We start from the raw sequence: 11,698 nt of genomic DNA on the forward strand, positions 1-11,698 counted from the left end.
CCGTTTACAATCTCTACAGACCTGAACACAGGGCAACATACGCTCACTGAACACGGACAGGACTTGGACATTGCAGAGCTTGGCTTGCTCTATGCTAGGTAAGTCTTCACTTGGCAAGATGATATTCCAGTCTTGTTAATAACAATGATCCAGGGAGTTTCAACATGACCAATACTAATCGTCCTGTGACTGAATTTAGCCATAAGACCTCAACAGAATTACCACAAGAACGAAGCCAGGGTTTAAATGTCGACCCGACCGATGTCAACGCACGTCCTGATTTGGACACCAATCGTGTCCCGGATATGAATGAAGCAGGCGATCATCCTGTGGGTACTAGTGTCGGTGTATTAGGGGGTGCGGCAACCGGTGCGGCCGTCGGTGCTGCAGCTGGACCGGTCGGTGCCGTAGTAGGCGGTATTGCCGGTGGTGTAGTGGGTGGATTGGCCGGTAATGAAATTGCCGATGCGATTGATCCGACTGCAGAAGATGTATACTGGCGTGATCAGTACCAGAACCGTCCATATTATAATGAAACCCGCAGTGTCTATGCCGATGTCGACTATGATCGTGATTATCGCGGCGCCTATCGACTGGGCTATGAAAACCGTCCTTTATATGAACAAAATGTCGATTTTGACCGGGCCGAGCCAGAACTGCGTACCAAATGGGAACAGATGAAAGGCGATTCCCGTCTGAACTGGGAAGAAGCAAAATTTGCAGCCAAAGATGCCTGGCAACGTGTCACCCGTTAAAGCATTCAAGACACTATCAGGCCAATAAAAAACATCTCCGCGGAGATGTTTTTTATTGTTCTCGCTTAGTGACTGGTCATTTCCAGCACCAGTTGATTAATTAAATCACCGGCTTCCATGTCACGAATCAGGCCCACGTTGGCACCGGCCCAGAATGCGCCAAATCCCTGTTCGCCTTGCTGGCTGGCTGCGGCATGTAACTGCTTGCCAATATCATAAGTATACGGATAGGTTGGTACCGGCGGACGGTTTGGCGTATCCACCAGACGGTGCCACTGATTGACCAGACCACGTGCCGGACGGCCGGAAATTGAATCGGTAATTTGGGTACAGCTCTGGCTAAATAAAGCCTTGCGATACGCCTCATTGGCATTGGAAGATTTACATTGCACAAAGGCGGTCCCGAGCTGTACCGCGACTGCGCCAAGGTTCATGACACGTTGTGCATGTTGACCATTCATAATTCCACCAGCCGCAACCACCGGAATCTGACAGTGCTGGGTCAGTAAAGTCACTAAATCTACCGTGCGGATACCGCCATCAATAGCGGCATTAAACAGGCCACGATGACCGCCAGCCTCTACGCCTTGGGCAATAATAATATCAATACCCGCCGCTTCAATGGCTTGTGCTTCGGCCAGATTGGTGGCAGAGACCATGGTGATAATTCCGGCCTGTTTTAGCGCCTGAATCTGATGCGCGTGCGGAATACCAAAATGAAAACTCACCGCCTGAGGACGGGTTTCCAGCACCAGATTCAGATAATCATCATTGCTTAAAAAACTAGGATACAGATTTTTGAGCTGGATCGGCAGCGCTACGCCATAATGGACAAAATGCGGACTTAAATAATCCAGCCAGACCTGAGCAGCAGCTTCATCCAGCGGCTCGGGTTGATGACAGAAGAAATTGACCTGAAAAGGGCAGTCGGTCAGGTCCTGGGTTTTTAAAATCTGTTCTCGGGCAGACGCCACTGAACTGGCCCCTAAACCCAGTGAACCCAAGCCGCCCTGGTTGGAAACTTCGGCAGCCAGTTCAGGTGTCGAAACACCGGCCATCGGCGCTAAAAAAATAGGATGTTTAATGCCGAGCTGTTCCAATATAGACATGCGATTTCTCCTTATTCTTCCTACACTTTGCCCAAGCTGAACAAAATTAGCAAATCATAATCATTATTTATTTTTTAAATAATCTGCCGGTTCTTACACAGCAGTTACATTCGTTGCGACAGGCTGGGTCGTGCTAACGCATCGGCTTGCTAGGCGCAACATTTTCGCTTTTTTATAATCAGCTTATCTCCTGATTTCTGCTGAAACGCATGTCTGAACGTATCCGTGAAAAACTGCAAATTTTAGCCGATGCTGCCAAATATGATGTGTCCTGCTCATCGAGTGGCAGTCGGCGCAAAAATAAAGACCAAGGGCTGGGCAATACCGGTAATGGCATCTGTCACAGCTATACCGAAGATGGGCGCTGTGTTTCGCTGCTTAAAATCCTGTTCTCCAATGTTTGCATTTATGACTGTGCCTATTGCGTGTCGCGGCGTTCCAATGATGTGAAACGCGCAGCCTTTACCGTACAGGAAGTGGTCGATCTGACCATAAATTTTTACCGGCGCAATTATATTGAAGGGCTGTTTTTAAGTTCCGGTATTTTTAAATCGGCCGATTACACCATGGAACGAATGCTACAGGTGGTGAAAAAGCTGCGGCTGGAAGAAAACTTTAATGGATATATTCATTTAAAAACCATCCCGGGCGCATCTCAGGAAATTATTACCGAAGCCGGTTTATATGTTGACCGGATGAGTATTAATCTGGAAATGCCGACCGAAGCCGGACTACAGCAGTTTGCCCCGGAAAAAAGTCATGCCGAAGTGCAGAAGGATTTGGGTATTGTCCGCGATCGCCTGATTCAACTGAAAGATGAATCGAAAATCATCAAATCGGTACCGAAGTTTGTTCCGGCCGGACAAACCACGCAGATGGTGGTGGGTGCACATAATGAAACCGACCAAGACATTATTATGATGGCCGATCGGCACTACAAAGAATTCAAGCTAAAACGGGTTTATTTTTCTGGTTATATTCCAATTAATACACAGGAAAAGGCCTTGCCCGCTGTCGGTTCAGCGCCGCCGTTGCTGCGTGAAAACCGGCTCTATCAAAGTGACTGGTTAATGCGTTTTTATGGTTTTGCTGCGCATGAACTGGTGGATGATCAACATCCCAATTTAGACCTGGATGTCGACCCGAAATTGGGCTGGGCACTGCGTCATCCAGAGGCTTTTCCGGTAGATATCAACCGTGCCGACTACCAGTTGATTTTACGGGTGCCGGGTATAGGCGTGCGTTCGGCGCAGAAAATTGTGCAGGCGCGCCGGTTTGGGCACATTCATATAGATCAGCTAAAACGCATGGGCGTGGCCTATAACCGTGCCCAGCATTTTATTCGCTGTGCCGACAGCCCGAAATTTAAAAAAGAGCCGCCAGCGCAGCAGATTCGCCAGCAGATTTTACAGTCGGGGCAATCCAAATATCAGCAGCAGCTCTCGCCACAACTGGGCTTTGCTTTTTAATGGCCACCTACTGCTTTGATGGCACGCTCACCGGCTTGCTTTGCTGTGTGTTTCGGGCATTTCGCTTTCAAGAGTTTGATGTACACATTACCGCCAATCCGCAGTCCCAGCATGGCCTGTTTGATGAGTTTATTGTCGTGTCTTCACAGGATGTGCAGGGGCAGCGGGTCTGGCAGGGCTTGAAACAGAAAATCCAGCCTGGCAGCTTGCGTCAGTTTTATCTGTGCTTTTTGTCGGAGCAGGAACAGGCCTTTCAGCATCTGTTTGATTTTTGCATTTATGTTTTTCAACACGGCCATGCGGTGGATGGTAATTATGGCCATCCGGCGGTGTTGGGCATGGCACAGTGGGCCAAGCAGGTGGGCCGGGAAAAACATCGCATGGAAGCTTTTGTACGCTTTAAAAAATGTCAGGATGGTCTGTTCTTAAGTCTGGTGCGGCCAGATTTTAATGTATTACCGCTGATCGAGCGGCATTTTAAGGCGCGTTACCAAGATCAGCGCTGGCTGATTTATGACGAACAGCGTGATTACGGCATTTATTATGATCTGGATGATGTGCATCAGGTTCAGATGAATGCCCGGCAGCTGGATCTCCAGCTGGACAGTGGCCACAGTCAGGCCTTTAGTATCGAGCTGGATGCTGAAGAATTTTTATATGACCAGCTGTGGAAAGATTATTTTCACAGCGTCAATATTCAGGCACGGCAGAACATGAAGCTGCATATTCAGTATGTACCGAAACGTTACTGGCGCTATATGAATGAAAAGTCGCTCTAACTTTCATCCCGGCCGGTTTCATCAGTATAATGCCCGGGTTGTATCGTGGAAAAGGTAAAAGCATGAAGGGGTATGTAGGGGCTGTTTTGCTCACAATAACAGGTTTGACAGCATGTGAACCACATGAGGCAGAGCAGGTACAGGTCCAGCCTGAACAGTACCAGGTGGCCAGTGCAGAGCAGCTACAGCAGCGCTTTAGTGCCTTAAACCGTCAACTGGAAGCCGATTTTCAGCAGTTTAAGCAGCTGGAAAGTATTGCCTTTGCCCAGCAGTTTCCTTTAGATGCCGATAATCTGATGACCTTGAACCAGCATCTGGTCAGCAGTACCGCCTTAAAGCCGACCAAAGCCGGCTATTGCGATATGATGAATGGCTATTTTGCCGAGATGTATCGTCTCGGACATTATAATCTGGAACTGCTTGATCAGATCCAGCTGCCCCAGGCTCAACAGGAAAATTTAAAGCAGAATTTTGCCAATGCCGACAATTTTTACGATTTTATTTTAAACCGCTATACCAGCTATCGTCAGGTGCAGCAAACCATGAATTATGGCTGTAACCTGAAAGCGGCTTTACAGTAAACACAGCCCTAAGGTAAAAAAACCGCCCGATTTGCTGGGCGGTTTTTTTATAAAGGTGTGACATGGAACAACGAGCCAATCCAGTGTGCGAATAGCATGGCCACCACGCCCCAGACCGTGACCCGCAAGCTGCCTCTGAGCATGGAGGTGCCGGCAAAATAGCTGGACAGGGCACCGAGTAAGGCCAGCGATAAGACACCTACAATCACAATGCTTCGGTCCAGATATTCCACCGGACTAAAGACAATGGTCAGTAAAGGCAACAGCGCCCCTAAAGAAAATGCAATCGCCGAGGATGCCGCCGCCTGTACCGCATTGGCGGCAGTATTTTCATGAATGCCGATTTCATCGCGGGCGTGGGCGGCTAGGGCATCTTTGGCGGTCAGCTGTACCGCCACTTCATGCGCTAGCTCAGGCGTCAGGCCGCGCAAGGTATAAATATGGGTCAGTTCTTTTAGTTCCAGATCGGGGTTTTTACGCAGTTCTCTGGATTCCATGTGCAGATCAGCCTGCTCGATATCTTCCTGGGATTTGACCGAAATATATTCGCCGGCAGCCATGGAACTAGCGCCTGAAATCAGGCCGGCAATACAGGTAATCAGCAGGGTCTGGCTGGAAGCACCACTGGCCGCCATCCCGATCACCAGACTGGTCACTGAGATAATCCCATCATTGGCCCCCAACACCGCAGCCCGTAACCAGCCCGTTCTTAAAATATAATGTTTTTCATGATGATGTGAATAACTCATAGCCCGCCTGATTTCTTATTGTATGCGGCTATCTTAACCCAGAGATGCAAAAAGCCCCAACTTTTGGGGCTTTTTTAACAGCGAGTCAGGAATTAACAGCCGGTCAGCTTTTCCGGTTGTGGGCGTTCTTCCGGGAAGAAGAATGGACGCAGTTTGACCCCAATGCCATTGCCAATAAAGGCAAATACCAGCCACAGCCAGCCATGTAAACTGCCAGAGGCAATACCACTGAAATAGGCGCCAATATTACAGCCATAAGCCAGGCGTGCGCCATAACCTAACAGCAAACCGCCAACAATCGCTGCCATCAGCGAGCGTTTTGGAATATTAAAGTTCGGTGCGAATTTACCGGCCAGACTGGCTGCCAGCAGGGCGCCGAGCATAATCCCGAAGTTCATCATCGAGGTAATATCAAACCATAACGACTCTGTCAGTGCTTTGGCATTGGCTGGTTGCTGCCAGTAGCTCCAGGAGGCTACATCAACACCCACAAAACTGGCCGATTTGGCGGCCCAGACGGCCAGCGCAGAGGTTACGCCCCAAGGACGTCCAGCCAACGCAAGAGTAGCGAAGTTCAGCAGGGTCAGGATGATACCGCCCCACACCAACGGCCACGGGCCACGTAAGAAGCGTTTCCAGCCCTGATACTGTGCAGCCGGTTCAACCTCCAGACTGCCATGACGTTTCTTTTCATACCATACGGTAACCAAGGCAATCAGGGCAAACAGCACAAAGTTCAGCAATAACGCCGGCATCACACCTAAGCTGGTGACCAGTGAAATAGGTGCCAGATGCGGCAGGTTAAACCACCAGTCTAAATGCGTGGTGGCAATCAGTGAGCCTAAGCAGAAGAATACCAGTGTTACCAGCATGCGTGCGCTACCACCACCCACGGTATACAGCGTACCAGAAGCACAGCCGCCGCCGAGCTGCATGCCAATACCAAAAATAAAGGCACCAATCATCACCGACATTGACACTGGGCTAACAAAACCATTGACCGGATTGCCAAACAGTTCACCTGCACCTAAGGCTGGGAAAAACAGCAGTACTGCCAGACCAAGCATGATCATTTGTGCACGCAGACCGCGACCACGACCTTGCTTGATAAACACCCGCCAGCTTGAGGTAAAACCAAAAGAAGCATGGTACAGGGTCATCCCCAGTGCACCACCAATCAGGAATAATAGTGCCTGGTTAATGCCCACCACCTGATAGGCGCCAATACAGCCAATAAACAATAACACCAGCGCGACCCAGATCGAGCGATTCGACCGGTCGGCTTTTGCAGCAATAATAGACATAGACAATAACAGGGAGAGAAATCAGAATCCTGAGTATTTTAGTGGAAATTTAAACTTTTAACCTGACAGAAACAGTCATTTAAGCTATTTTTAATTTGAAATTTCTAATTTCAAATATTAGTAAAATGAATAATAAAAAAGCTCCCGGAAGGGAGCTTTTAGCGAGAAAGTGAATTTTATTGCTGGGCTTCTTCACGCACGTTCGCAGCACCTTGTTCAACAGCACCGGCTGCGGTTGCAGTTGCATCTTTGGTGGCTTCCTTGGTTTCATCCCAAGCCTGACTGGTTGCCGCAGCGGCATTGTCCGCGGCCTGATCTAACTCTGCAGCAGCTTCATCCGTTGCAGCATCCATTTCAGCTGAAGCTTCTTCAGCAGCACCGGAAATATCATGACCTGCCTGTTCAGCAGCATTTTCCAGATGCTCGCCAGTGGTTGCACCTGTTTCAGGCGCCTGATCACGGTTACAGCCCACTAAAGCAACGGTAGCAGCAAGACCTAAAGCAACAAGTAATTTATTCATTGTCATATTCCTTTTAATTCTATTCTCAAGGCAAATATCCACAACAGCAGTGAATATTCAAAAATATAAACCAGTTCCGATCTGGCAATAGATAACAAATTGTTGATTAAATGTAAGAAAATGAAATACAAAAAAAGCCTATAGCGTAGTGCACGCTATAGGCTTGTGGTGTTCTAGAGTTAATTCAGCAGAATTATTGCCCCGAACGGATGATGTAATCAAAGGCAGACAACGATGCTTTCGCGCCTTCACCTGTGGCAATAATAATCTGCTTATATGGGACTGTAGTACAGTCACCAGCAGCAAATACACCTTTGACATTGGTTTCATTACGGTCGTTAATCACAATCTCGCCACGGTTGCTCAGTTCAACTTGGGTGTCTTTCAAGAAATCGGTATTTGGTAACAAACCGATCTGTACAAAGATCCCTGCCAGTTCAACCGTATGCTCTTCATCTGTTGCACGGTCTTTATATTTCAGCGCTGTCACTTGTGAACCATCACCCACGACTTCTGTTGAAAGTGCATTTTTGATGACAGTCGTGTTTGGCAAGCTGTTTAGCTTGTCTTGCAATACCTGGTCGGCACGTAATTTGGTATCAAATTCTACTAAGGTTACATGCTCAACAATACCGGCCAAGTCAATTGCGGCCTCTACACCCGAGTTACCCCCACCAATGACTGCAACACGTTTGCCTTTGAATAAAGGACCATCACAGTGCGGGCAATACGCCACACCACGGGTACGGTATTCTGCTTCACCTGGGACATTCATCTCTCTCCAGCGTGCACCGGTTGAAAGCACCACAGTTTTCGATTCCAGCTTGGCACCGTTTTCCAAGGTCACTTCAACTAAACCGTTGGCTGTTTCATCTGCACCTTTAATGTCAGATACACGTTGTAGGTTCATGATGTCGACACCGTATTCACGTACGTGTGCTTCCATTTCAGCGGCAAATTTTGGACCTTGGGTTTTCTTGATTGAAGTGAAGTTTTCAATGTCCATGGTGTCCATCACCTGACCGCCAAAACGTTCCGCCACGATACCGGTGTTAATGCCTTTACGTGCTGCATAAATCGCTGCAGTGTTCCCGGCAGGTCCACCACCAATCACCAGTACATCGAACGCAGCTTTGGCATTCAGCTTTTCTGCTTCTTTGGCTGCAGAGTTGGTGTCTAATTTGGCAATGATTTCTTCCAGTGTCATACGACCCTGACCGATGTGGTTACCGTCCTGGAATACCATCGGTACCGCCATGATCTTACGTTCTTCCACTTCATCCTGGAAGAATGCACCATCAATCATAGTGGCAGTAGTACCCGGGTTATAGATGGCTATCAGGTTCAATGCCTGCACCACGTCTGGACAGTTATGGCAGCTTAACGATACGAACACATCAAAGTCCGATTGGATGCCCAAGTCTTTAATAGAAGCCAGCACTTCATCAGACACTTTTGGTGCATAGCCCGAAGTTTGTAACAATGCCAGAATCAAAGAGGTGAACTCATGGCCCATTGGCAAACCTGCGAAGAATACACGCGGTTGCTCACCGGCTTTGGCGACACCAAAGCTTGGTGCACGTTTGTTGTTACCATCGAAGCGTGCAGTCACCTGATCAGACAGGGCGGCAATTTCAGTTACCAGTTCTTTGATTTTGTCTGATTTGTCAGAGCTATCTAAAGTGGCCACTAATTCGATTGGACCTTCAAGGCGTTCTAACAAGGCTTTTAATTGGGCTGTGGTATTTTGATCTAACATTGCTAACGTCTCCAGAGGAGTAAAATGTATTTGATAAAGACATGATAGGAGAAAATATTTAATTGGTGAAACGGTTTGTTTTTATCAAAACAATCGGTTTTTTAAATCAAATAATAAAAATCATGTATTTATGCAGAAGTTGCACATAAAAATGTATGGCTTTATCTTCTAAGATGTGGCTTGTCACTGGAATTTTCAAGAATTGACAATAAGAAAATCAAAGATTTGCTATTTGTGACTAAAACTAGGCATTATCCTGAGCAATGGCATTTAAAATTACAAAGGTGAGTATCAAGATGAGTTTAAGCCGAGGCATTTATCAGCATTATAAAGGGCAGTTGTATCAGGTGTTGCATGTGGCCACGCACAGTGAAACCGAGGAAAAGCTGGTGGTCTACCAGTGTTTATATGGTGATTATTCCATTTGGGTTCGACCACTGAGCATGTTTACCGAATCGATCAGTCTGGAAGATGATCGTGAATTACCGCGTTTTAAACTGGTTCAGGAAATGATGTGAGAGGTGAAATTGCTGCACCTCAATTCAAGGTCGCAACGAGACCTTGTTAAAGTGTAAATCGTACTCCAGATATTTTTGCACAAAAGCAGCTTTATCATGACTGCGTAGCAGATTGTTATAGATAAATTCTGGCACAGGATGATAAAGCTCTGCCAACCCATTGTTATAAAATATTTTTAAGTAGCGTGTTGAGGTATTGTATTTGCAGAAGGTTACAGTCAGGACAGTTTCCATTAGCCATTCCTCCTTTATTGTGTTTGGAATCGTTATAGTTTGACCATATGCCAAATGCAGAGCCGGATGTATTACTGATTTGTAAGAATTTTCAACTTTATCCGCGAAAGTCGAGTGTTGTGTGCCAACACTCCCGGTCAAAGCGCAGCGTATGGGGACAATCTGCACCACGGTTGCAGCAACACTAAACATTCACTGCAAAAAACTACACTCAGAAAAATCAGAATCTTCTAAGCTTAGCGGCATCTCTGTAATAAAAACAATCGACTGAGCCATTCTCATGCAACTTTTTCAGTGCAGTTATTGTCAGCATCCGATTTATTTCGACAATACCCAGTGTACCGTGTGCCAGCATCATTTAGGTTTTGATGCGCAATATATGCATATGCTGGCGTTGCAACCGGGTCAGCGGGCAGGGGAATTTGTTGAAGCGGTCACGCAAAAGGCTTACCGTTTTTGCCAGAATCATCAGCATCAGGTCTGTAACTGGATTATTCCGTTTGACAGTCCGGAGCAGTTTTGTCCGGCCTGCCGTTTAAACCGGATTATCCCGGATTTAAACCAGCCGCAATATTACTGCCGCTGGCAAAAAATCGAGTTGGCCAAGCATCGCCTGGTCTATGCCTTGCTGCGCTGGAATTTGCCTTTACTGAGCAAGCTGGAAAGTCCTGAACGTGGGCTGGTGTTCGACTTTAAGGCCAATCCGAATGATGATCGTGCTCCCAAAGTCATGACCGGCCATGCCAGCGGGGTGATTACTTTAAATATTGCCGAAGCCGATGATGTCGAGCGGATGATGGCCAAGCAGAATATGGCCGAAGTGTACCGGACTTTGCTGGGGCATTTCCGGCATGAAATTGGCCATTATTATTGGGATGTTCTGGTGGCGAACAGTGATTATCTGGCACGCTTTCGGCAACTTTTTGGGGATGAGCGCGCCTGTTATCAGCAGGCGGTGAAGGACTATTATCAGCACGGCGCACCAAGCAACTGGATGGATGCCTATATTAGTGCCTATGCCACCATGCATCCGTGGGAAGACTGGGCGGAAAGCTGGGCGCATTATTTACATATTGTTGATGTGCTGGAAACGGCAACTTCTTTTGGCATGAGTATTCATCCGCAAATTGTGCATGAAGAGCAGCATTTTATGTACTTCAAGCAACGTGAAAATCCGTATTTTTTGACCGACTTTAACGAGATTTTTCAGGCCTGGTTGCCAGTGGCTTTTGCAATGAATAGTGTGAATCGGAGTATGGGGCAGGAAGATTTTTATCCCTTTGTGATTAGTCCGAAGGTGATGGAAAAATTACAACTGATTCATCAGGTGATCCATGGTTTGCCGCCAGTTTCGGACAATCCAATTCCTGTAGATGGTTAATGCTTGATCCATCATCAAACCCTCATCTATCATAAAATCATCCCACCTTATAAACGGCGGCATTGTCCTGTTTTATCGCCCTGTACCGTGTTACGTCCACCCACCGGTGGTGTCGCGTTATTTTCACATTCCAGATTGCCATCGACCTGATTACGGCTAATATTCAGCGTACCCCGATTGTTTTTGAGCTGGATATTGCCATTTACACGGTTATTGTGCAGCTGGGTCAGCTTGCCGCGTTCCAGTTGAATATTGCCTTCAATGCGGTTATTGGTCGCCACCAGCTGTGCAAAACGGCCTTTGGATTCCAGATTGCCATCAATATGGCTGTTTCGGAGAATGGCTTTGGCACCATCGGCCAGCATGACATTGCCATCGACCTGCACATTAATTAAGGTGCATTGCTTGCCAACGAAAATATTGTCGGAAATCGAACGATCTTTTAAGCTGCCGCTACACTGCACATCAGCCCAGGCCGGCAGGGACAGGGTGGTGAATAAGGCTGCAATTAATAGGGTTTTCATCGGTCTATCCATAGC

At 47.3% G+C, this 11,698-nt stretch carries 13 protein-coding genes; 6 read left to right on the plus strand and 7 right to left on the minus strand.

Annotated elements, in window-relative coordinates:
- Nucleotides 1–164: 164 nt before the first annotated feature.
- Nucleotides 165–755, plus strand: a complete 591-nt coding sequence (locus tag VF685_RS06150; protein ID WP_005178874.1) for a hypothetical protein — start codon at nucleotides 165–167, stop codon at nucleotides 753–755.
- A gap of 65 nt (nucleotides 756–820) precedes the next feature.
- Here the strand turns inward: VF685_RS06150 and VF685_RS06155 are convergent, their stop codons facing one another.
- A complete protein-coding gene (locus VF685_RS06155) occupies nucleotides 821–1,864 on the minus strand; it encodes an NAD(P)H-dependent flavin oxidoreductase (RefSeq protein ID WP_127800501.1) in 1,044 nt (347 codons plus the stop codon).
- Between the two features lie 209 nt (nucleotides 1,865–2,073).
- Between VF685_RS06155 and VF685_RS06160 the strand changes: the two genes are divergently transcribed.
- The 3 genes from VF685_RS06160 to VF685_RS06170 all read left to right on the plus strand — a co-directional run bounded on the left by VF685_RS06160 (nucleotide 2,074) and on the right by VF685_RS06170 (nucleotide 4,693).
- Nucleotides 2,074–3,333 carry a putative DNA modification/repair radical SAM protein gene (locus tag VF685_RS06160; protein ID WP_005178869.1) on the plus strand — a complete coding sequence of 420 codons (1,260 nt, stop codon included), beginning with the start codon at nucleotides 2,074–2,076 and terminating at the stop codon, nucleotides 3,331–3,333.
- A complete protein-coding gene (locus VF685_RS06165) occupies nucleotides 3,333–4,112 on the plus strand; it encodes a TIGR03915 family putative DNA repair protein (RefSeq protein WP_152342434.1) in 780 nt (259 codons plus the stop codon). The genes VF685_RS06160 and VF685_RS06165 overlap by 1 nt, the downstream gene beginning before the upstream one ends.
- Before the next feature lie 62 nt (nucleotides 4,113–4,174).
- Nucleotides 4,175–4,693 (plus strand): hypothetical protein, encoded by a 519-nt coding sequence (locus tag VF685_RS06170; RefSeq protein WP_163170235.1) that lies wholly within the window; start codon nucleotides 4,175–4,177, stop codon nucleotides 4,691–4,693.
- A 47-nt stretch (nucleotides 4,694–4,740) separates the two neighbouring features.
- Here the strand turns inward: VF685_RS06170 and VF685_RS06175 are convergent, their stop codons facing one another.
- The 4 genes from VF685_RS06175 to ahpF all read right to left on the minus strand — a co-directional run bounded on the left by VF685_RS06175 (nucleotide 4,741) and on the right by ahpF (nucleotide 9,026).
- Nucleotides 4,741–5,442, minus strand: a complete 702-nt coding sequence (locus VF685_RS06175; RefSeq protein ID WP_005178853.1) for a VIT1/CCC1 transporter family protein — start codon at nucleotides 5,440–5,442, stop codon at nucleotides 4,741–4,743.
- 92 nt (nucleotides 5,443–5,534) lie between these two features.
- Nucleotides 5,535–6,746: a YeeE/YedE family protein gene (locus VF685_RS06180; RefSeq protein ID WP_005178851.1), complete on the minus strand. Its 1,212-nt coding sequence runs from the start codon at nucleotides 6,744–6,746 to the stop codon at nucleotides 5,535–5,537.
- A 176-nt stretch (nucleotides 6,747–6,922) separates the two neighbouring features.
- On the minus strand, nucleotides 6,923–7,267 hold the full coding sequence (locus tag VF685_RS06185; protein ID WP_005178845.1) for a hypothetical protein: 345 nt from the start codon (nucleotides 7,265–7,267) through the stop codon (nucleotides 6,923–6,925).
- A gap of 193 nt (nucleotides 7,268–7,460) precedes the next feature.
- On the minus strand, nucleotides 7,461–9,026 hold the full coding sequence (gene ahpF, locus VF685_RS06190) for an alkyl hydroperoxide reductase subunit F (protein ID WP_075166909.1): 1,566 nt from the start codon (nucleotides 9,024–9,026) through the stop codon (nucleotides 7,461–7,463).
- A 296-nt stretch (nucleotides 9,027–9,322) separates the two neighbouring features.
- Between ahpF and VF685_RS06195 the strand changes: the two genes are divergently transcribed.
- Nucleotides 9,323–9,544: a DUF1653 domain-containing protein gene (locus VF685_RS06195; RefSeq protein ID WP_005178842.1), complete on the plus strand. Its 222-nt coding sequence runs from the start codon at nucleotides 9,323–9,325 to the stop codon at nucleotides 9,542–9,544.
- Between the two features lie 24 nt (nucleotides 9,545–9,568).
- Here the strand turns inward: VF685_RS06195 and VF685_RS06200 are convergent, their stop codons facing one another.
- Nucleotides 9,569–9,778, minus strand: coding sequence for a KTSC domain-containing protein (locus tag VF685_RS06200; RefSeq protein WP_005178841.1), 210 nt, complete (start codon nucleotides 9,776–9,778; stop codon nucleotides 9,569–9,571).
- A 280-nt stretch (nucleotides 9,779–10,058) separates the two neighbouring features.
- Here VF685_RS06200 and VF685_RS06205 point away from each other — a divergent pair, with 280 nt between their 5' ends.
- Complete coding sequence (locus VF685_RS06205) at nucleotides 10,059–11,159, plus strand: zinc-binding metallopeptidase family protein (RefSeq protein ID WP_005178839.1); 1,101 nt, start codon at nucleotides 10,059–10,061, stop codon at nucleotides 11,157–11,159.
- A 47-nt stretch (nucleotides 11,160–11,206) separates the two neighbouring features.
- Here VF685_RS06205 and VF685_RS06210 read toward each other — a convergent pair whose 3' ends face one another.
- The gene (locus VF685_RS06210) at nucleotides 11,207–11,683 is read right to left on the minus strand and encodes a hypothetical protein (RefSeq protein WP_005178836.1); all 477 of its coding nucleotides are present in this window, start codon (nucleotides 11,681–11,683) and stop codon (nucleotides 11,207–11,209) included.
- Nucleotides 11,684–11,698 lie beyond the last annotated feature (15 nt).

Source organism: Acinetobacter sp. Brlt_5, assembly GCF_051949055.1.
GTDB classification, from domain to species: domain Bacteria; phylum Pseudomonadota; class Gammaproteobacteria; order Pseudomonadales; family Moraxellaceae; genus Acinetobacter; species Acinetobacter indicus.